This window comes from Leuconostoc gelidum subsp. gelidum KCTC 3527 (assembly GCF_000166715.1).
Taxonomy (GTDB): domain Bacteria; phylum Bacillota; class Bacilli; order Lactobacillales; family Lactobacillaceae; genus Leuconostoc; species Leuconostoc gelidum.
Map to the genome: position 1 here is coordinate 1 of NZ_AEMI01000018.1, position 22,193 is coordinate 22,193.

Sequence of the window (22,193 nt, forward strand, 5' to 3'; positions counted from 1 at the left end):
CCTGTCGTTCATCAATAAATTTTGATGAACGACAGGTTTTATTTTTGATCCTAGTAGCGTGATTGGTGAGCCGCAACACTGCGACGAATTGCTTGTTTTGAAACTTCTTCATGATGTTCTTCTGCTTGTTGTGCCGGCTTAATAATTGTGTGACGATAACTAAGTGCTGTAGCAGCAGCTAGAGCAGCTGAACTTAAAATACCAACAATAATACCTGACTTAAATGATTTCATAATAGTAACAACCTCTTTCTTAAGTTTTATTAAAGTCTATTATCAACTATTTTGACGCATTTGTAAATGAATTTAGTATAATTAACTTATGACTATTAAAACACAAATTATTGCGCATCGTGGCTACCGTGCTGTCGCACCGGAAAATACTTTGCCGGCTTTTGAAGCGGCTTTGGCTTATCAACCGGATATGTTAGAAATGGATGTTCATCGGACTATAGATGGACATCTGGTAGTTATTCATGATGAAAAAGTTGATCGCACGACGAATGGTACGGGCTTTGTTAAAGACATGACTTTAGCTGAAATTAAGTCGCTAGATGCTGGTATTTATAAAGAACCAAAAATGGTTGGTGTAACTATTCCAACTTTTGATGAGTTTTTAACTTTTTTGCGGGCGCAAAATTTTGATCAGACACTAATGTTAGAAATAAAAACAGATCATGTTTCCTATCCAGGTATCGAGAAAGAAATATTGGACAAAATTGACACATACCAACCGGAATATCATGTGCTGTACCAAAGCTTCAACTTGAATTCGTTAAAAATTGTCCGGCAATTACAACCAAAGGCAGATATTGCGGCGTTAGTATATTGGGCGACACCGAGCGTTTATTGGTTGAAATGGCGAGGTGTGTTTGATTATATTCATTCAGATATTCGTATTTTAAAAAATAAGCCAAGGATTTTTTGGCGACCTAACGTGCATATGAGAACTTGGACTGTTGATAACGAAGCTGATATGCGACGTGTTTTTAAGGCTGGTTTACGAGGTATGATTACAAATAAAGTGGCATTAGCCACCAAGATACGTCGAGAGATTCAAGGGGATGAACATGACTAAACTGGTCGTTATTGCGGGTCCGACTGCGTCGGGTAAAAGTGATTTAGCCATTGCCATGGCACAAAAATTTAATGGCGAAATTATTTCCGCCGATGCGATGCAAATTTATCGTAAGCTAGACGTTGGTACAGCAAAAGTGACAAAGGCTGAACGTGCATTAGTACCACATCATTTGATAGACATCGTTGATATGACAAGCCAATTCTCTGTGGCTGATTTTATTGCTCGCGCTGATGAGGTAATTGCTGATATTGTGTCACGTGGTAAATTACCAATTATCACAGGTGGGACGGGATTCTATGTCAAAGCATTACTTGGTGAACAACCACTTGATTTTGTAGCAAGTGACGAACAGGAGATCAACGATTTAAAACAACGCGATTTATCTGAACTGATGCGGACATTGCAAATTCTTGATAGTACCTTGGCAGAAAAAGTTGATCAGCATAATAAGCAACGTGTCATTCGAGCGATTCAAATTGCCCGCCATGGTGCACATACCATAAAACAGATACGTCCTAAATATGAGTCACTAGTTGTTGGTATTGATTGGCCACGTGATATGCTATACGAGCGGATTAATTCACGAGCTCAGAAAATGATTGATGCGGGTTTGTTAGCAGAAGCGCAGCTCATTTTGGATGCCGGTGGTGAAGATTGCCAAGCGGGGAAAGCAATCGGTTATAAAGAATTTTTCCCATATTTACTTGGCCAATCAACGCTAAATGAGTCTATAGCAGACATGCAACAAGATTCAAGACGCTATGCTAAGCGTCAACTAACCTATCTTAGACATCAAATTCCAGGATTGATTTGGATTAATGGGGCGCAAGCAAAGGCAGAATTGGCGGTATGTATTGAATCGTGGGTATAAAAATGATGATTTAGTTGGTAGTGTTACGTGCTGTATTTTTTTGCAGAATTGAACGTGTAAAAATTCTAACATAGTTGTTTAAAAAAATAATGAAATCCATGTTTAATTATGATGGATGTCATTATTTTTTATGACGAAACATTATACTTTTGATTCAGTATAGTCATCTGTATCAAATTGTTCGGTTTGATCTAACTGTAACATTTGTGCTTGATTGATTTCTTTGTAAAGCGTACTAGCCATTGGTTGGACAATAGAACCCCCAGAAACACCTTGTTGCACGAAGTCATACTCATATTGGAATGCCTGAATGTAAAGTGCACTACTAACAGGCACAGATTCGTCTTTGTAATCACGTTTCACACGACTGAAGAAGCGATTCATTGCTTCACGAACGAAATAAATATGATCATTATCACTGTGTTGGGCAGCAAGGCGTTCACGTAATTTATTATCTAAATAAGTGTCTGTAGCGTGAGTCAAGTCGTTGTTGAGCGCAATGAGTTCATCACGTGTATCAGTCCATTTTTTAATGTTTGCAGCAAATGTGCTATCAGTTGCTAATTTATTTTTTCGGAAACGCTCGCGTTGTGCACGTGTAATAACGCCATTTGCGATGTGCCAAGTTGATTCGCGCGCATATCGACGAAAAGTACGTTTGAGTTGATGCTTGAATGACATAGTCTGCTTTGGACCATTATTGCGTGTGCGTTGTAAAATTTTAGCGTATATGCCAATTGCGTTTGGGCTGTAAGTTTGTGTGGTAGAATCACTGTGAATATACGCCAAAGCAAAATCTTGTGTATCTGCTAGTAGTTCAAGAAATTGCGGTGAAGCGTGTTTTCTATCATCCATCATGAATAATTTATTTTTTTGTGACTGAAGTTGTGTCGACAGTGTTTCACGGATATTATGATCTGATACATGATCAAGAATTTTTAGTGAAGCGTAATCTATCATTTTATCACGGGTTTGGTTGAGATCATCTACTGTATATGATTCGATTTTTGCAGGTAATTGTAACGGTAAAACAATTGCGCTAACAAGCATGCTGATTAAAATAACTAAAGTTGCAATAATAATGAGTGTTTCGCGGTAGGGAAATGCATGACCTGCAATTTTATAAGGTAAAGAAAAAGCCATGGCTAACGTCACAGTGCCGTGCACACCACTAATAGCAAAAATACGAGCGTAAAATTTATGTTGTTTATTATTACGATCACCAAAAAATAGTGTGAAGCTATTTGATTTACGACGATGTTGTTTATTATGATTGTCGCGCAAAGCCCAAAAGTATCGTAAAATCAGCATGATGACATAGATCAAGACACTCAAAGCTATGAGTTGTAATGTAGCAGACACGCCAAGTTTTGTGATTGATAGCCATACGCCCGGTAACGAAATACCTAAAATTAGAAAAACAATATCATTTAATACATCTGCAATGGTTTGCCAAATCGTCCGCGAGGTTAGTTGCACAGTTGTCGAAGTCAAACGTAAGCGGCTTGACTCCCAGTTATGCACTATGCCAGTTGCCACGACTGCCAAAATACCAGAGGTCCCTAAGTGCTCAGCGAGTAAGTAAACAGCAAATGGGGTTAATAAACTAATGGGAATGATCGTCGTTTCAGGGTTTGACGCACGTTGTTGTAAATTAACGCGTAATGCTACAATGAGAAAGCCTAGAACTGTACCAACAAGGATACCGCCAATTGCCACAAAGAAAAAATGTTCTAACCCATGCACAACTGAAAAAGTGCCTTGTGATAAAACAGATAGTGCTAAATCTAACATCACTAGTCCGGTAGCATCGTTAAAAAGTGATTCAAGCTCTAGAGCCTCACTAACACCTTCAGGCATATCAGTGCCCGCTGTTAATGATTTAACGGCGACAGCATCAGTGGGTGTGATAATAGCAGCTAATGTGATAGCTAAGGGTAGTGTCCAAGTGACTTCAATGTGATTGGTAATGATACCAACAACAAGCGTCGTCATTACAGCTAAAACGACCGATAATAGCCAAATACCTTCAAAACGTTGCTTGATTTTAGCAAATGATTGTTTTTGACCGTCGATAAACATGATTGGCGCGATAATCATTAACATGAAAAATTCAGGTTCAAGTTCAAAATTTTTAAAAATTGATGTAAATGACATAGCAACACCAACAGCAATTAAAATAAAGGCTTCAGGTATTTTTGGGATAAATTCTTTAATGATATTGGTTGCAATAACACCAATCAATAGTAAAGCTAGTGTATATAAAGTAGTCATGTTGTTCCTTATGAATTTTTTATAGGGCAAACTATGTCAAATTAAATAGTCACGGCAAAATGACGTTTTTTTGAGGGGAAAACGTCATTTAACTTATCATAATGAATCACGTAATTGAATAGTAGACGGAATTCGGATGTTTTTAGGCAGAAGGCCATGTTCGTTTATAATCAAATTTAATTTTTCGGCAGCGGTACGACCGATTTCTTGAGGATTTTGTGAAATAGAAGCAATTGCTGGTGAAACCATATCTGCAAATTGGTCATCATCATAACCAATCAATCCGATATCTTCTGGTACACGTAGCTGCTGTGCCTTTAAAAAACGGACAACAGACCATAGTACTTGCCCGTTGAGTGCAAAAATAGCTGTTCGATGATAAGTTGCTAAGGTAGTTTTTAGTATTGATTGCCAATTGGGATCATCGATTTCAATCAAGTGAACTGCTATCTGACTTCCTGTCAGACCAGCTTTTAAACCATTATAGCGATTCATACGACTTGATACACCAGTAATACGATTGGCTAAGACGATGACTGTATCGTAATGTTTTGTCTTAAATATTTTAGCGAGGTCAACCGACTTTTGAAAATTATCAGACACGACGGCGGGCCAAGTAAACGGTTCGGTGTAACGATCGACTTGGACCACTGGTGTTTTTTTATTGATTAAAAACTGATAGTGCTCGGGTTGATGGACTAGTGGTTGCAAAATTATACCATCTACTTGTTCGGTCATCATTTTTTCTAAATTACTTAATTCGCGATCAACGTTGTTATCAGCGTCCATAATTAAAACTTGATAATGTGTTTTTTGAAAATAGTCACCAATGCCTTTTAGCAAACGAGAGGTGTACATATTAGAAATATCAGCCACAGAGACGCCAATTAAAAAAGAATTGCGTGCTTTCAAGGCTTGTGCTTGTCTGTTGGGACGATAGTCAAGTTCAGCAATTGTTTGTTCAATACGAACTTTTGTTGTTTTTGACATATTGTCGAATTTATCATTTAAATAACGAGAAATTGTTGTTTTTGAAACGCCAGCTTTTGCAGCAATATCGTTAATTGTGATTTTTTTATCCATGAAGACATTATACGCTAAATTAAAAATAAGGGCTTGACAAAAATTTGAAAGCGTTTACAATAGATCTTGTAAACCGGTTTCCGAAAACGATAAACTAAAAAGGACAAATGATGGAAAAAGAAAAAATGAGTATCAATCCTGAGAAATTTGCACTACAGTTCATTGCATCTGTTAATTTTGATTTTGATGAAAAAGAACTTGAGAGTATGGCTAAAAAAGAGTTAGCAGCTTATCTTTCTGCTTATTTTCTTGCTGAAAAATTCAATAAAATTGAAAGCAAGAATTTTGATAAATCACAACCACTTGATTTATCAGAGTTAGGTTTTGACGCGTTATTGAAACATGTTGCAGATTTAAACAAATATTAAGGAGTATCTCATGAAAAAATCACAAATTGTTTTGAATCATTTAGTGTTCGCATCAGATCGTGAAAATGGCGGGCAGCAGTTAGATATGTTAAAAAAAGTTGTTGGGTTTGGAATTCAATCTGCTGAGTTACGACGTGAATACTTTGACGATATTATTGCAGAAACATCGGCAATCTCAACTTATGCTAAATCAGAAAATCTGCGTCTTTTCTATTCGGTACCCGATGATTTGTTTGTTAATCATCGCGTTAATCCAAAGCTGAGTCAGTATTATCATGAAGCGATTCAGTTAGGTGTTAGTGTTATCAAATTTAATACGGGAGATTTTGAAACCTTATTGCCAGAAGACATTGCGGCAATAGATAAACTATTACAACTTGGCATTCAAACAAATATTGAAAACGACCAAACACAGACATCTGGTAAAATGCACGCTATTGAAAAATTCATGACAGCAGCACATGCAGCAGATCTTGCTATTGGCTATGTTTATGACATGGGAAATTGGCGTTATGTGGGAGAAAATGAGCTGACAGCAGCAAAGCAGTTAGCATCATATGTCAGATATATTCATGTGAAAGATGATAAAGGTCTAGGGGATAAGTTAGTCACTGTCCCATTAAACGAAGGCGAAATTGCATGGCAAGAAATTTTGCATATCTTGCCGCAAAATGTGCCAGTAGCTATTGAGTATCCAACTGCAAGTGAACAGACCATTCTTGATGGTATCCAAGCACTTAAAGTGTTTAGTTGAGGTGTATGATGACCAATATTATTATTAGTATTTTACTGTTATTAACGTTTGTCGGCTTCATCTACTATATTGTTAAAGGTGGCAATTTAGTGATTGGTTTCTTCATTATGGCGCTACTATGGTCAGTCATTGGCCTGGTTCCTTTTAATGTCGTGATTCAAGATGTCATTGCAAAACCAGCACTTAATTATGGGCCGACAATTATATATATCGTGTTTGGCTCGTGGTTTGGTCGCGTATTAGTGGATTCTGGTATTGCCGGATCCATCTCTGCTCAAACTGAAAAAGTTGGTCGGAAGGCGCCGATTCTCGCGGCAATCTTAGTTGTATTAGTCACAGCTCTGATTTTTTCGTCAGCTTATGGTGTCGGATCAGTTATTGCGATTGGGGTTATTTTGATTCCAATTCTGTTATCCATTGGTGTTCCCAAAAAGGTGGCCATTCCAGCATTTACAATGGCTATTGGTGCGCCAATGTATATTAACGTGGTTTTGTTTAATCAAATTAAAGCTTTTTTTCCATCAGTTAGTTTCTCCGGTAAATATTTAATTTTTGGTTTAGCAGCCATGAGTGTCCAATTGATTGGTGTGATTATTTTTATTTTAGTGAACAGTAAAAGTATTAAAAACGGTAAAATTGAAACGATTGCTACCAACAGTCAGGTTGAATTCAAAAAGACACATCCAATTACTTTCATTGTACCCGTCATACCAGTTGCCCTAAATATGTTTTTTCATTGGGATGCCATTCCAGCGTTGCTGTTAGCAACAATTATTGCTTTACTTTTAACTGGCCAAATGAAATCTTATACTGGCTTGGTTGCATTTATCAATAAAACAGTTTCACAAGCAATTAATGACATTTCTGGTTTAATTATCTTTTTGATGGCATTGGTTATGTTTGCCGGTGCTGCGACGGTTAATGTTCCTCATTTTAAGGGTATCATTGAAGTGATTTTGCCTCATAGCCCCTTAGTTTTGGCCATTGCAGTTGGTATTTTGGCACCATTAGCCTTATTCCGTGGACCGCTTCATGTTTGGGGTGCTGGTGCAGCAACGGCAGCAGTCTTGGCGGCAACTGGGACATTCCCACCAATTTTTTTGTTACCACTGCTATACACAGCAAGTATTATGGCGGTTTCTATCGACTTAACACAATCATGGAACACATGGGCATTAACGTACTCTAAACTTGAAACAAAAGAGTATTTAAAAATGGGTATTCCAGTGATGTGGCTAGTGTCGATTGTTAATGAATTATTAGTGTTTGCTTTTTTTGGACATTAGGACGATCAATTTAAGGAGAATAAAATGAGTGAAATTTTAACATTAGGTGAACCAATTGTTACTTTTACATCAACTGATTTGAATGCGGGATTAGTGGATAGCATTAATTATTATAAATTTTTGGGCGGTGCTGAACTTAATGTTATGATTGGCGCCAGTCGTTTAGGTCATAGCACTGAATACATTTCGCAAGTGGGGGCCGATCCATTAGGGCAGTTTGCAATCAAAGAAATATCAAAATACCATGTTGGTAATCATTATATTTCAACTGATGACGATAACTGGACCGCTTTTCAGTTAAAAGAGTTAGTTGATCAAGGTGATCCAACCACCTTTAATTTCCGGCGTCGGTCGGCAGCGGCACATTTTGATAAATCAAATATTGATCATATTGACTTTACTGGGGTTAAAATAGCACATTTATCAGGTATTTTTCCAGCTATTTCAATGCAGGCACGAGAAGCATTTCGTTACTTCGCTGAGCAACTTATTGTACGTGGTATTCAAACAACTTTTGACCCTAATTTACGTCCAGCTCTATGGGAATCACAGGCGGTAATGATTGAAACAATTAATGATTTAGCTAAATATGGTGAAATTGTTTTACCTGGTATTAATGAGGGCGAAATTTTGATGGGATCACGCGACCCTGAAAAAATTGCCGACTTTTACTTGGCTAATAGCGACAGAACGAAGACCGTAGTGGTAAAACTTGGGCCAGAAGGTGCGTATGTCAAAAATAAGTCCGGTGATAGTTACATAGTTAAAGGGTTTAATGTTAAGAAGGTAGTAGACACGGTTGGTGCGGGGGATGGTTTTGCACTAGGGTTGATTACGGCGCTAATTGAGGGATTACCAATGACTAAAGCTGTTGAACGTGGAAATGCGGTTGGTGCTTTACAGGTGCAAACAACTGGTGACAATGATGGCTATCCAACACGCGAGCAATTGACACAATACTTAGTATCAGAACAGAAAGAGGATTAAACATGACAAAGCAAGTATATTTACCAGATGATATTCCGTCAGTCGGTAAGAAAATTTTAACTGATGCCGGTTTTGAGGTTGTCGTTGGTTCTGGACGTGAACGTCAAACAATGCAAAAAGAAGGTGCTCAAGCATTCGCAGTTTTGATTGGTACGCAGACTTTTGATGGTGATATTATGGACAGCATGCCCAATTTAAAAGTGATTGCCCGTAATGGTGTTGGTTACGATGCGGTTGATGTTGATGCAGCCACAAAACGTGGTATTTACGTGGTGAATACACCCAAAGCCTTATCTGGCTCAGTTGCTGAAACAGCTGTCTCTGAATTATTAGCGATTAGTAAAAACTTGTATCAAAATTCAGCAGCAATTCATGAAAATAACTGGAACTACCGTAAGGCGCATCCTGGTCGTGATGTTGCAGGTAAAACAGTAGGTATTCTTGGTTTTGGTCGCATTGGCCAACAGGTAGCTAAAAAGTTAAGTGGATTTGATGTCAAAATAATTGCTTATGATCCATTTGCAAAATCAACAAATGATGTTGAAATTGTTGACCGTGAAACGATTTTTAAAACTGCTGATTATGTCATGGTTCATTTACCGGCAATACCTGAAACAAAACACTCAATTGGTTCAGCCGAATTTAAAATGATGAAAAACGACGCTTATTTGATTAACATGGCTCGTGGGGTGATTATTGTTGAATCAGAGTTAGTGACTGCTTTAAAAAATGGCGACATTGCTGGTGCTGCTCTGGATGTTTTTGAAGAAGAACCATTGCCAGTGACCAATCCTTTAGTTGGTTTAGACAATGTTTTGTTAACACCACACATTGCGTCTAACACGATTGAGACAAAGGCACAGATGGCAACTGATGCAACAAAAGATATTGTGCGTGTATTGCAGGGGAAAATGCCAGAAGCTAATGTGAATCAGTTAAATTAATATTTGTTTTTTAAACGTTCTTGATGAGGGACGTTTTTATTTTAAACGTGTATAATGGAATTATTCTAACAATTCCAAGGAGAAATTATGGCTGAATTAACACGATTTTATAATACATTTCAACCGAACCATTATGATATATATTTGGATATCGATCGTTCGTCAAAAAAAATTAGTGGGAAAACAACGATTTCAGGGGTAGCGCAAACTTCAAAAATAGCCCTGCATCAAAAGGATTTGTCTGTTAGTGCCGTACAAGTTGATGGTCAGCAAGTGCCATTTATGCTTGATAGTGAACTAGATGCACTTAACATAACATTGCCAAAATCTGGGGAAATACAGGTAATCATTGACTATACCGCACCGTTAACTGATACGATGATGGGTATTTACCCTTCTTATTACGAAATTGACGGTGAAAAAAAGCAAATTATTGGGACACAGTTTGAAACAAACTTTGCACGTCAAGCTTTTCCTTGTATTGATGAGCCAGAGGCTAAAGCAACATTTGATTTAGCAATTAAATTTGATGAACAGGCAGACGAAACGATATTGGCTAATATGCCAGAACTACGCGTTGAAAATGATGTTCATTATTTTGATACCACGGTAAAGATGTCAACTTATTTAGTTGCATTTGCATTTGGTGAGTTACAAAACAAGCAAACGCAAACGGACAGTGGGGTTAAGGTTGGTGTTTATGCGACAAAGGCACATGATCCTAAAACACTTGATTTTGCATTAGATATCGCTAAACGTTCAATTGAATTTTTCGAAGACTTTTATCAAACACCTTATCCATTATCACAATCAAATCAACTGGCATTACCTGACTTTTCAGCGGGCGCCATGGAAAACTGGGGCTTGGTCACTTATCGTGAAGCGTATTTAGTACTTGATCCAGACAATACGGCGTTAGAAGCCAAACAGGTTGTGGCAACAGTGATTGCCCATGAACTCGCGCATCAATGGTTTGGTGATCTGGTGACGATGAAATGGTGGGACGATTTGTGGCTAAATGAAAGTTTTGCCAACATGATGGAATATGTTGCTATTGATGCGCTTGAACCTGATTGGCATATTTGGGAATTATTCCAGATATCTGATGTACCAGCAGCTTTACGTCGTGATGCAACCGATGGCGTGCAAGCAGTGCATGTTCAAGTAAATCATCCAGCTGAGATTGACTCACTGTTTGATGCCGCCATTGTTTATGCAAAGGGGGCACGTATGCTTGTCATGGTACGTGCGTTAATTGGCGATGATGCTTTGCGTGAAGGCTTGAAGAATTATTTTGCTGCGCACAAATATAATAACGCCACTGGTGCTGATTTGTGGCAAGCCTTGGGTGAGGCCTCCGGGCAAGATATTTCAGCTATCATGAATTCATGGTTGGAACAACCAGGCTATCCAGTCCTTTCTGCTGAAGTGCTTGATGGACAGTTAACTTTAACACAGCAACAATTCTTTATCGGAGAAGGGCAAGATGCCAATCGTTTGTGGCAAATACCTGTTAACAGTAACTATGAAGTAGTACCCAAAATAATGACTGAACAAAAGGTTGTTTTAGGTGATTATGTGACGTTAAGACGAGATGCGGGCGAAGCATTTTATCTTAACATGAGAAACGATTCACATTTTATTGTCAAATATGACGCAACTCTCTTACAAGATATTTTAATTAATGTTGACCAACTAGATGCGATTACACAACGTCAAATCATTCAAGATATGCATATGCTTGCTCAGGGACGACAAATCGCATTTGCAGAAATTGTGCCGTTACTCTTACGTTTTGCTAACAGTGAATCTAAAATTGTTAATGATGCAGTATATACTGTTGCACAAGACTTACGTCAGTTTATGACACCTGATTCTGATGAAGAAAAGAACTTGAAGCAATTTTATGACAAACTGAGCCGTCAGCAATTTGAACGGTTAGGCTGGCATGCAAAAGATAATGAGTCATTAGATGATGAATTAACGCGTCCTTATATTGTTGCTGCGGCGTTATATGCCGAAAATACCGTAGCAACAACACAAGCGCATGAGTTATTCAAAACACATGAGGGCGACTTGCAGAATTTAGCAGCAGAAATACGGTTGTTCATTATTCGCAATGAGGTTAAAAATTACGGCAATCAGGCGTTATTTGATACATTGTTCTTAAACTATCGCAAGTCCTCTGATGCGAGTTACAAAAAAGATTTGTGTGCTGCGATTACGAGTGTGACAGATCCACAACTTATTAGTCAACTAGTGACGGCATTTAAAAATTCGGATGTGATTAAACCACAAGATTTACGGGGATGGTTTGGTAGTGTTTTGCGTAATCCACATGGCCAACAAGCCGCTTGGGATTGGTTACGACAAGATTGGGATTGGTTAGAATCTAAAGTTGGGGGTGATATGGAATTTACAACCTACATTACTGTGGCAGCTGGTATATTAAAGACAGCTGAACGTTTAGAAGAATTTAAGTTATTTTTTGAACCAAAAATTGATCAACCTGGCTTAACTCGCGAAATTAAAATGGATACACGTGTGATTAGTGGTCGTGTGGCACTGATCGAATCTGAAAGAAATGCAGTAAATCAAGTGATAATTGATAATATTTAATAACGAAGGAGGAACCATAATTTTGGTTCCTTTTTATTGTAGAAAAAAATAAAAAATCAAGATAATGATAAAGTTATGAAGCACTTAGCTGTTTTATTTTGATAAAAAAAGAAATAGATGTCTGTATTTTAATAAAAATGTCAAACGTTTAATTGCTTCTTATCTTTATTTATGGTTTAATATTTAACGGACAAAATAAAGGTTGCCAGTGAGCAATCATTTTGAAGGGGAATTATTAATGATACAAAGTCAGTCAAGTAACAAAGAAGACAATTTAATGTCAAGCAAGATGACTAGTGAACAAAAGGTGGTACTTGGATCTACAACACTTGGATTCACATTAGACCATATGGACGCAACATTTTTATCATTTGCTTTGGCACCAATGATTGCAGAATTGCACATTACTGGGGCGCAAGGTGGTATTATTGCTGCCATGTCTAACTGGGGTGCATTACTCGGTAGTGTCCTGTTTGGCATATTAGCTGATCGCATTGGTCGTGTACGTGTTTTGTCTTATACAGTGATGTTAGTGACATTTGCGACTGTTATTCTAGCATTCTTAGATAATGCACATACGATTTATGCCTCTCGGTTCTTATTAGGTATGGGCACTGGTGGTGAATACGGTGTCAGTATGGCATTGATTGCTGAAAGTTTTCGTGCTAATCGTGTCGGCAGAATGAGTTCAATTACAGCAATTGGTGGTCAAGTTGGGGCTATTTTGGCAGCGATTTTGGCAACACTCATTATGCCAGCATTTGGTTGGCGTGGTTTATTCATGATTGGTTTCTTACCACTAATCGTCGTTTATATTGTTCGTCGTCATTTAAAAGAAACACCAGCGTTTGAACAACTTAAATCAGATTATAAATCAGGTCGAAAAAAATTCAGCTTTAAGTTTATCGCCAATACGCCAAAACGTGCTTACACGTCACTTGTGTTGATCATTATGTTAACCATTCAAACGTCGGGGTATTATGGCTTGATGAATTGGTTACCAACAATCATGAGAAAGCAGTTGGGGATAACGGCAACTGTGACAGCAGGCTATGTGAACTTAGGCATGATCCCAATTATTATGGGAATGGCAGTTGGAATGATGACATTTGGGACTATTTTAGATAGAATTGGGCCACGACAGGCATTTGCTATTTTCTTGATTGGTTCTGCTATCATGATTTACACGTTTACGTTTGCTTATAATATGTGGACGCTAACCATATTGGGAGCTATCGTTGGTTTTTTCTCTAATGGCATGTACGGTGGTTTTGGTGCCGTTATTAGTCGTCTGTACCCAGCAGAAATCAGAGCAACGGCGGCTAACACGCTCATGGGATCGGGACGTGCTTTAGGCGCTTTCTCGTCAGTTGTTATAGGTTGGATCATGGATAATTATGATGTCGCCGCAGTTATGTTGAGTTTGACAGTTATGTACTTGATTAGTTTGGCATTCATGCTAACAATCCCAGACTTTAAAAAACTGGGTGCAAATAGTCAGTATCAAGAAACAAATTAATGAATCTTGTAGTCCGCAAATCATTTAACAATAAATGTTTTGTGGATTTTTTGATGTCGTCTTAATGGGTGTATAATGAGAATAATTATTGAAAGGCATGTTAAAATGACAAATATACAACAATTCGGCAAAAAAATAGTGGATAAATCAACTGAAATATCTGAATTATCAACAATTGGCTTTTATGATGAGACATGGGCAAAAGCAGATATTTTAAATCATTTAATACGTCAGGCGTTGCCTGAGTATCATAGTCATGCCTTAGAAAATGACTGGTTAACTGATCATCTGGCCACACTAGAGTTAACAATATTAGATTTTTTGAGAAGCCGACAACCGTTAACGATACCTATTTTTTATACAATTGCTGCACAGTTATTAGGCTTTGACGACGAAGTGCAGGCGACTAATTTTGATGGGCGACAGGTCTTTAAAAATATTGGGCTTACCACAACTGACGTATCAGATATTTATCACGCATGGTATGTCCTTTTAAACACACATACGAAAAATGGCTTAATGTTTGTTGACGAGTTAGCAAGCCATGGTTATTTTAAAGCCACCAATCAGCGTATCTTATTTAATGGTAAGTCCTTAGTGACTTACGATACGACAGATTTAATTCAAGAAACCGTCTGGGTAGAAACAACAGTCGATTCGGATAATGATGGTCAACTAGATCTTGTGCAAGTTGACATTCAACGACCAAGATCTCTTGAAAAGTTACCAGTTTTATTTACGGCGTCGCCGTATTATCAGGGGATGATGGTGAAAGAAAACGATGCGAAAATTCATGATGTTAATCAACCGTTGACCTATAAAACGCCGACGCTAGTGATTGATACGCCGACCTTTCATCATGATATGCAACATACGCCGACAATTTTACCACGATCAATTGTCGGTGCAACAACAACTGCAACAAAAACCTTTACAGATCTTGCAGGTCGTGCTTGGGACTTGAATAATTATTTTCTATCACGCGGTTTTGCGGTAGCTTATGCTGCTGGTGTTGGTACGAGGCATTCTGATGGCATGCAAGACACTGGTTCACCAGAACAGGTTGAATCTATGAAGAACGTTGTAGAGTGGCTAGCAGGCAATCGTGTGGCTTTCACGGACAGGACAAGTCAGGTTGCAATTACTGCTGACTGGTCTAATCATAAAATTGCCATGACTGGCCGTTCATATTTAGGTACGTTAGCAACCGCAGTAGCGACAACAGGTGTTGAAGGCTTGGAAACAGTTATTTCTGAAGCGGCTATTTCTGATTGGTATCAATATTATCGTGATAACGGTTTAGTGATTGCGCCAGGTGGTTTTCCAGGTGAAGACATGGATGTGTTAGCTGAATTAGTTTATAGTCGCATGCAGGATCCTGCTGATTGGTTACGTACACAAGCATCTTGGCATGCCTATCAAAATAACACGACGCGGTTTCAAGATCGTCAAAATGGTAACTATGATGGTTATTGGGATGCACGAAATTATCTGAATCATGCTAAAAATATCAAGGTAGACATCATTTCTGTGCATGGCTTAAATGATTGGAATGTGAAGCCACGTCAAATTTATCGTTTGTGGCAAGCACTGCAGGGCCAAAGTCATCGGCATAAATTAATTTTGCATCAAGGACAACATATTAACATTAACAACAATCGGTCGCTTGATTTTGCTGATCAAATCAACTTGTGGTTCTCTGACAAGTTATTAGATCTTGATATTAACGCCACAGCAATTTTACCAACAGTGACTTGGCAAGATAACACACAAGCGCAAACTTGGTATAAATTAAATAATTGGGGCGTATCAGAAAATGAGAAGACATATTATTTGGCAAAAAATCAACTAACTTTAGCGCCTGCAAGTGGTGAAGGGAGTTTTACGGATTATTTGCCTGAGGTATTATTTAAAAAATATACAACGAATTTTAATCATTGGCGTGATCAAACTTTGCAACAAGTGCCAGAATTAGCACACACGCAACAACATTTTAGAAGCGACTTTATCACAAAGTCACAGATTATTAATGGTGAAAGCGTCCTACATTTGCGCGTTAAATCATCGAAAAATATTGGGCTGATCAGCGCGATGCTAATTGATTATGGCGATGATGATTATATAAAGCCCTACCCGACTAATCAAAACGTCATGGTTGATCGTGGTGTTAATTTTGCTAAAGTCCTGTTACAAGAATTTGAGCTACAAAAAGCGAATAGAAAAATGATTACTATTGGGCATATTAATTTGCAAAATCGCACAAATGCCTGGCAAAATGATACATTAGTTGCCAATGAATATGTATCAATAACCCTTAAATTGCAACCAACATTGTACAAATTACGCGCGGGACATCAATTAGGATTAATTATTTATGCCACCGATTTTGAAATGACGATACGAGGCAATCAGGATATTACTTACACAATTGATTATGAAAATAGCAAGTTGACGTTACCGCAATAAAAAATTGCCCCGCACCCACTAGACTTATATGTTGTCTCTGTGAATGCGGTGCAATTTCGGCTAACCTGTTATTTAACTCTCGGGATTTGGCGTCGTGAGTGAATTATTGTGAATATAGCTACGAAATGTTTTAAAGGTATCCGCAAATAATTCGTCAGGTTCGATGCTTAACATTTCTTTTGGAAAATAGAATCGTTTATCAAAAGATACCTGTCCTTTAATGGCAGCAACAAGTGGAGACAATTCTGATAACTCTCTATGTGAGCCATCATCTAATACAAAGTCAATTTGCGTTCGTGGTTTGGCGACGTTGGGCTTGTAGTCATCATAAGGCAAATCAAACGCATCATTACGTGCTGTGTAGTAATTAGCATTATAGCCGGCAATGCCAACTAGCTGGTCTAGATCTTCTAGCAGTGGGGCTGTTTCATCATTAATAATAATAGATTTTAGTGGCCGTCGATCTAAGAAACGTTGTGATAGGTCAGATAAAATGGGATCTGGGTGATGGCGCCACATAGCAATATAAGTCATAAAAACATGATCATCAATTTGTAAATAGTCATAAATACTTAGAGGTGCGTCACTAAATAATGGTGTCAGTAATGTGCCAACAAAGTCTTTTTCATGTGTCCCACTGGCACGATATAATTCACGTGCACGTTGCAATAAATGTTCAAGCAAAACCTCCATACCACGTGATACGGGATGGAAGTACACCTGTAGGTACATTTGATAACGGCTGACAACATAATCTTCAACAGCGTGCATACCCGCAATGTCAAAGGCAATACCATTTTTGGTCGGCTTCATTGTCCTCAAAATACGGTCGATATCAAACTCACCGTATTTCGTGCCAGTAAAATACGCATCACGCAATAAATAGTCCATACGATCAACATCTAGTTGGCTCGAAATTAACTGCACAACTTGTGGATTATCGTAGGTTTTAGCAATGACACTGGCAACTTTATTGGGAAAATCCGGTGCAACGCTGGCTAATACGGTATGTATTTCTGTATCACCCATGATAATTTCGCGTGTAATAGCCTCGTGATCTGTACCGAAGAGGTGTTCAAAAGTATGTGAAAATGCCCCATGACCAATGTCATGCAGTAAAGCTGCCGCTAAGGTCACTAAGCGTTCGTCTTTTTGCCATAAGCCGTCACCAGGTGCTTGAGACAGATAGTATTGTTCAAAGTGCTCCGTGATACGTCTGGCAATCTCGTAAGCGCCAACAGAATGACCAAATCGTGAATGCTCAGCGCCATGAAAAACAGCACTCGTGATACCTAGCTGCTGGATACGTCGTAGGCGTTGAAATTCACTTGTGTTGATTAAATCAAGAATGACCCGATCTTGAATATGAATAAAGTTGTGAATAGGATCACGGAGTACTTTTTCGTTCAATAATTTATCTTTTAACATATTGTGCCCTTTTTGTCTTTCTTATATTATAATTGATTTCTAAAGAAAATAATAACAAAAGTTGTATTAATGTGCCAGAAGGGTAAAATAGTGTGTTTACTTGGTATATTAACAATTGATTTTACTTTAAAATAGTTGAAATGAGAAATAGAATGGCAAATGATAACGTCAATATTTATTTAAAAACAACAATTAATCAAGCGGGCGAGTCTGAAGTTTTTGAATTTGACACAACAGGTGAAGTGTTAATTAAAAATGGGGAAATTTTTTTGCGCTATATTGAAGTTATTGCTGGTCAAAATCAAACAAAAGTGTTGTTTAAGATAGCAGGTGATCGTGCGCGATTAAATCGGAGTGGTGATGCGTCGACAAAACTTTCTTTCTCAGAAGGCAAACGATTACCGGCGCATTATCAGACACCAGCAGGACAGATGCAGTTAGAAACTTATACGACAGCCTTGTCAAGTCGACTTGATTTAATACATCTATCAGGTTTAGCAACTATTAGCTATGATCTTTACGCAAACGATGCAATTATAGGGCAATATGATATTTTGTTGCAATTTACTCAAAAATCTAGTAAACTTAATTAGTTAGAAACTCGAAAGGACGTGCACTATGGCACTCACACAATTAAGCAGTCACCCAAAAGAAGAATTAGCGTTGGTTGAAATTGCTTCTGAAATTTTGGCGGAACATAAAAACGTTATGCCGTTTAGTTCATTAGTACAAGAAATTCAGGATTTTTTGGCAGTTGATGCCGAGACGTTCCAGTCACGTCTCTCACAATTTTATACAGATTTAAATACAGATGGCTCATTTATTTCCCTTGGAAACAATGAGTGGGGATTACGTGCCTGGTATCCAGTCGATGCTATTGATGAATCAATTCATGAAATTGATGATGATGACGATACACCAAAGCGTAAAAGAGTTGCAAAGAAAGTTAACGTTTTTGCGGATGCTTCCACAGATGATGATGTCATTGATTACAATGATGATGATCCAGAAGATGAAGATTTCGGTGAAGTTAGTAACGATGAAAACGGTGCTGATGATTCGGAAGTTGCAGATGACGACGATGATGACGATGACGAAGATATTGCTGTTGGCGATGATGAATCGATTGATGAAAATTTGACAGAACTTACTGGCACAAATGATTTAGATGATTTGAGTGACGGTGATATTGAAAAATGATCGTATTAAAAATTCGCGAAAGCGATTTTTTTTTGCCATAAAACACTGTTATATCAGTGTTTTATAAAAATAATTACAAATATAATTAATAAACTTTCTGAAAAAGGTTGCTTTTTTAGAAGAATGTCTGTAGTATATATAAATGTGCTACGGCATTGTTTGCTCCTTTAACTCAGTTGGTTAGAGTAGGGGATTTTTAATCCCAAGGTCCTCGGTTCGAGTCCGAGAGGGAGCACTGATTTAACAATCAGGAGACCTTGGGATATTCCATTAAAAGCAAGTAACTTCGGTTACTTGCTTTTTTTTGTCCTCAAAAAATTTGCACAAAAAGATAAAACATAGTATTATTAATTACAAGCGTTGAGACGGACATTTTGTGAGATTACCCTTGAATAAGAGACATCATGCACGGTGAAAATGATGGAGGGGACTAGCAAAGACTACCGTTGAGGTTTGGTGTGAGTAAGCTAAAAGCTGAAATTACCATCGGAGTAATTGGTCGTTAACCTAATTGTTTTAAGGAGTACGTATATTTTACGTCTAAAATTGGGTTGGTACCGCGCAAAAGCGCCCCTAGATTAAGTTCTAGGGGCGCTTTTTTTTACGCTGATATCTTTAAATTATAGGAGAAACATGTTGGAGGAGTACTGCTAATGGTAGAAAAACAGAACAGAGAATTAAATAGAGACCTATCGTCCCACCAAATGCAGATGATAGCCCTTGGTGGGACAATTGGTGTTGGCCTATTTATGGGATCAGCCTCAACAATTCAGTGGACAGGGGTTTCCGTTATACTGGCGTATGCACTTGCAGGATTTGTACTTTACCTGGTCATGCGTGCGTTAGGTGAGATGCTATATGTTGATCCGTCTGTCGGATCTTTTGCAAACTACGCAACAAAATACATTCATCCACTGGCTGGCTACTTAACAGTTTGGGCAAACGTATTTCAGTGGCTCACAGTTGGCATATCAGAGACGATTGCGGTTGGCTTGTACTTAGACTTCTGGTTTCCTGGAATTCCTAGCTGGGTAACAGGAGTGGTTGTATTAGTAACGCTAACATTAGCAAATCTAACTACGGTCAAAGCTTATGGCAATATGGAATCGTGGTTCTCCATGATTAAAGTTGTGACAATTATTCTGATGATTGTTCTAGGCCTAATGGTTATTTTGTTTGGTTTTGGTAATCACTGGCAACCTATTGGTTTTTCTAATCTTTGGCGTCATGGTCCTTTTTTTGCGGGTGGCTTTAAAGGATTTATGTTTGCCTTATCAATTGTTATTACATCATATCAAGGTATCGAAGTGATTGGTATCACTGCCGGTGAAACTGAGAATCCAAAGCATGCAATCGTGGCGTCAATTAGATCAATTGTTGCACGAATTTTAATTTTCTATATTGGGGCAATTTTTGTTATTATTACAATATATCCATGGAATCAATTGGATCAAGTTGGCTCACCGTTTGTGGAAACTTTTTCACGTGTTGGCATTACGGCAGCTGCTGGAATCATTAATTTTGTGATGTTGACCGCTGCAATGTCAGCGCTAAATTCTGGTATTTTCAGTTCAAGTCGTATGTTATATACTTTGGCACTGAATAAAGAATTACCGCCAAAATTTTTAAGATTATCAAAACATCATGTACCCACATTACCAATTTTAGCCATTTCAGGTGGTATTTTGCTGGGAATCATACTAAATGCGATATTACCTTTTTTCTGGCGTGGCAGTTCAAATATTTTCGTGTTAGTATATTCTGCTAGTACATTGCCTGGTATGGTACCATGGTTCATTATTTTGTGGAGTCAAATAAAGTTTAGACGTGAAAATGAGCAACATCTGGTCGAGCATCCGTTCAAAATGCCTTTAGCGCCTTACACAAATTACTTTGCCATGATAATGCTGCTGATTACTCTTGTATACATGGTAATCAATCCGGATACACGAATACCATTATTTATTGGTTTGGGATTTCTGATCATCATGTCGATTATTTTTTTGTTGACACGTAAAAGGCATGCTAGAAAATAAGTAGCAAATTAAGAGCATGTTATTGATATAAATGATACGATAGGTAAATATTAAACACGGAGGAAATATGTTTGGCATTGTGAATAAAGACAGTACCCTTTATTTTTGATTATCATAGACAAATGGTATCAAAAAATTAGGATGATAACTGTTGCATTAGATGATGACAGGCATTTCTAAAATTATGAAAATAGCAATAGATGCAATGGGTGGCGATTTTGCGCCACTAGAAATTGTTAAAGGTATTGAACAAGCACGCGATCGCTACAAAGATATTGCATTTCAGCTGTATGGCACAGAAAATAAGGTTAAACCTCTAGTCCAAAATTGGGAACGCATTGAATTGATTCCGACGACAGAGGTCATAGAGATGGGTGACGAACCCGTGAAGGCGATGCGCCGTAAGAAAGACTCATCAATGGTACAGGCTGCTATGGCTGTTAAAGAAGGCCGTGCTGACGCATTATTTAGTGCTGGCAACACAGGTGCGTTATTATCAAGTGCAATTTTCTTGATTGGTCGCATAAAAGGCGTTGATCGTCCTGCATTGGCATCAGCATTACCAAGTTTTAATGGGCCTCATGATCAATTTGTGTTTATGGATTTAGGCGCAAATGCCGAAAATAAGCCATCACATTTATATCAATATGGGATCTTGGGCAGCTTCTACGCAACACATGTCTTAGGCATAAAAAATCCGCGGGTTCGACTGCTCAATAATGGGGCAGAAGAAGATAAAGGTGATGAAGTTCATAAAACAGCACATATGTTAATGAAAAATGCACCATCATTTAATTTCATTGGTAATATCGAAGCACGTGAGCTACTTGAAGGTACTGCTGATGTTGTTGTTGCTGATGGTTTTTCAGGTAATGCCGCTTTGAAAGCAACAGAAGGTACAGCCTTGATGATGTTAAAACAAATTAAAAATGCTATTATGTCATCTGGCATTAAAGGTAAAATCGGGGGTGCGTTGCTTAAACCAGCCTTTCGAGATGTTCAAAAAAAGTTGGATTACAATGAAGCTGGGGGTGCCGTGATTCTGGGCGTCAAAGCACCAGTGGTTAAGACACATGGTTCAGCAAAAGCTAACGCGGTGGCTAATACTATGGGACAAATCAAGACAATGATTGATAATCAATTAGTGTTAGATATACAGACGTATATTACAGCCCATAAAGAGGAACTCCAATCTGGTAAAGAAGTGCTGCATGCACAACTCACTGATTAGTGGTATACTATTCACTTGAGATAATTGATTAAATAAATATTGGAGAA

At 38.0% G+C, this 22,193-nt stretch carries 18 protein-coding genes and 1 tRNA gene; 15 read left to right on the forward strand and 4 right to left on the reverse strand.

The window, feature by feature from the left end; translation table 11 throughout:
- Positions 1 to 50: 50 nt before the first annotated feature.
- Positions 51 to 233, reverse strand: a complete 183-nt coding sequence (locus tag EUI_RS0104820; RefSeq protein WP_010016500.1) for a DUF3042 family protein — start codon at positions 231 to 233, stop codon at positions 51 to 53.
- A gap of 88 nt (positions 234 to 321) precedes the next feature.
- Here EUI_RS0104820 and EUI_RS0104825 point away from each other — a divergent pair, with 88 nt between their 5' ends.
- Together EUI_RS0104825 and miaA are read left to right on the forward strand one after the other, a co-directional pair.
- Positions 322 to 1,077: a glycerophosphodiester phosphodiesterase family protein gene (locus EUI_RS0104825; RefSeq protein ID WP_010016501.1), complete on the forward strand. Its 756-nt coding sequence runs from the start codon at positions 322 to 324 to the stop codon at positions 1,075 to 1,077.
- Positions 1,070 to 1,951: a tRNA (adenosine(37)-N6)-dimethylallyltransferase MiaA gene (gene miaA, locus EUI_RS0104830; protein WP_010016502.1), complete on the forward strand. Its 882-nt coding sequence runs from the start codon at positions 1,070 to 1,072 to the stop codon at positions 1,949 to 1,951. Before EUI_RS0104825 ends, miaA begins: the two co-directional genes overlap by 8 nt.
- A gap of 141 nt (positions 1,952 to 2,092) precedes the next feature.
- On the opposite strand, the gene EUI_RS0104835 is transcribed toward miaA, so the two are convergent.
- Positions 2,093 to 4,225: a cation:proton antiporter gene (locus EUI_RS0104835; protein WP_010016503.1), complete on the reverse strand. Its 2,133-nt coding sequence runs from the start codon at positions 4,223 to 4,225 to the stop codon at positions 2,093 to 2,095.
- A gap of 96 nt (positions 4,226 to 4,321) precedes the next feature.
- A complete protein-coding gene (locus EUI_RS0104840) occupies positions 4,322 to 5,308 on the reverse strand; it encodes a LacI family DNA-binding transcriptional regulator (protein ID WP_010016504.1) in 987 nt (328 codons plus the stop codon).
- Positions 5,309 to 5,418: 110 nt separating this feature from the next.
- Here EUI_RS0104840 and EUI_RS0104845 point away from each other — a divergent pair, with 110 nt between their 5' ends.
- From EUI_RS0104845 to EUI_RS0104880, 8 genes are all read left to right on the forward strand, one after another.
- Positions 5,419 to 5,676 (forward strand): hypothetical protein, encoded by a 258-nt coding sequence (locus EUI_RS0104845; RefSeq protein WP_010016507.1) that lies wholly within the window; start codon positions 5,419 to 5,421, stop codon positions 5,674 to 5,676.
- Positions 5,677 to 5,686: 10 nt separating this feature from the next.
- On the forward strand, positions 5,687 to 6,430 hold the full coding sequence (locus tag EUI_RS0104850) for a sugar phosphate isomerase/epimerase family protein (protein WP_010016508.1): 744 nt from the start codon (positions 5,687 to 5,689) through the stop codon (positions 6,428 to 6,430).
- 8 nt (positions 6,431 to 6,438) lie between these two features.
- The gene (locus EUI_RS0104855) at positions 6,439 to 7,716 is read left to right on the forward strand and encodes a hypothetical protein (protein ID WP_010016509.1); all 1,278 of its coding nucleotides are present in this window, start codon (positions 6,439 to 6,441) and stop codon (positions 7,714 to 7,716) included.
- A 24-nt stretch (positions 7,717 to 7,740) separates the two neighbouring features.
- Positions 7,741 to 8,703, forward strand: a complete 963-nt coding sequence (locus tag EUI_RS0104860) for a sugar kinase (RefSeq protein WP_010016510.1) — start codon at positions 7,741 to 7,743, stop codon at positions 8,701 to 8,703.
- A gap of 2 nt (positions 8,704 to 8,705) precedes the next feature.
- Positions 8,706 to 9,647, forward strand: coding sequence for a phosphoglycerate dehydrogenase (locus EUI_RS0104865; RefSeq protein ID WP_010016511.1), 942 nt, complete (start codon positions 8,706 to 8,708; stop codon positions 9,645 to 9,647).
- A gap of 87 nt (positions 9,648 to 9,734) precedes the next feature.
- A complete protein-coding gene (locus EUI_RS0104870) occupies positions 9,735 to 12,266 on the forward strand; it encodes a M1 family metallopeptidase (protein WP_010016513.1) in 2,532 nt (843 codons plus the stop codon).
- Between the two features lie 238 nt (positions 12,267 to 12,504).
- On the forward strand, positions 12,505 to 13,785 hold the full coding sequence (locus EUI_RS0104875; protein WP_010016515.1) for an MFS transporter: 1,281 nt from the start codon (positions 12,505 to 12,507) through the stop codon (positions 13,783 to 13,785).
- Positions 13,786 to 13,890: 105 nt separating this feature from the next.
- Positions 13,891 to 16,251, forward strand: coding sequence for a Xaa-Pro dipeptidyl-peptidase (locus EUI_RS0104880; protein WP_010016516.1), 2,361 nt, complete (start codon positions 13,891 to 13,893; stop codon positions 16,249 to 16,251).
- Between the two features lie 72 nt (positions 16,252 to 16,323).
- Here the strand turns inward: EUI_RS0104880 and EUI_RS0104885 are convergent, their stop codons facing one another.
- The gene (locus EUI_RS0104885) at positions 16,324 to 17,679 is read right to left on the reverse strand and encodes an HD domain-containing protein (RefSeq protein WP_010016517.1); all 1,356 of its coding nucleotides are present in this window, start codon (positions 17,677 to 17,679) and stop codon (positions 16,324 to 16,326) included.
- A 152-nt stretch (positions 17,680 to 17,831) separates the two neighbouring features.
- On the opposite strand from EUI_RS0104885, the gene EUI_RS0104890 reads away from it, so the two are divergent.
- The 5 genes from EUI_RS0104890 to plsX all read left to right on the forward strand — a co-directional run bounded on the left by EUI_RS0104890 (position 17,832) and on the right by plsX (position 22,146).
- The gene (locus EUI_RS0104890) at positions 17,832 to 18,272 is read left to right on the forward strand and encodes a YwiB family protein (protein ID WP_010016518.1); all 441 of its coding nucleotides are present in this window, start codon (positions 17,832 to 17,834) and stop codon (positions 18,270 to 18,272) included.
- 25 nt (positions 18,273 to 18,297) lie between these two features.
- A complete protein-coding gene (gene rpoE, locus EUI_RS0104895; RefSeq protein ID WP_010016519.1) occupies positions 18,298 to 18,879 on the forward strand; it encodes a DNA-directed RNA polymerase subunit delta in 582 nt (193 codons plus the stop codon).
- Positions 18,880 to 19,040: 161 nt separating this feature from the next.
- Positions 19,041 to 19,114: transfer RNA gene (locus EUI_RS0104900), tRNA-Lys, on the forward strand.
- 418 nt (positions 19,115 to 19,532) lie between these two features.
- Complete coding sequence (locus EUI_RS0104905) at positions 19,533 to 20,915, forward strand: amino acid permease (RefSeq protein ID WP_010016521.1); 1,383 nt, start codon at positions 19,533 to 19,535, stop codon at positions 20,913 to 20,915.
- A gap of 184 nt (positions 20,916 to 21,099) precedes the next feature.
- On the forward strand, positions 21,100 to 22,146 hold the full coding sequence (plsX, locus tag EUI_RS0104910) for a phosphate acyltransferase PlsX (RefSeq protein WP_029508521.1): 1,047 nt from the start codon (positions 21,100 to 21,102) through the stop codon (positions 22,144 to 22,146).
- Positions 22,147 to 22,193 lie beyond the last annotated feature (47 nt).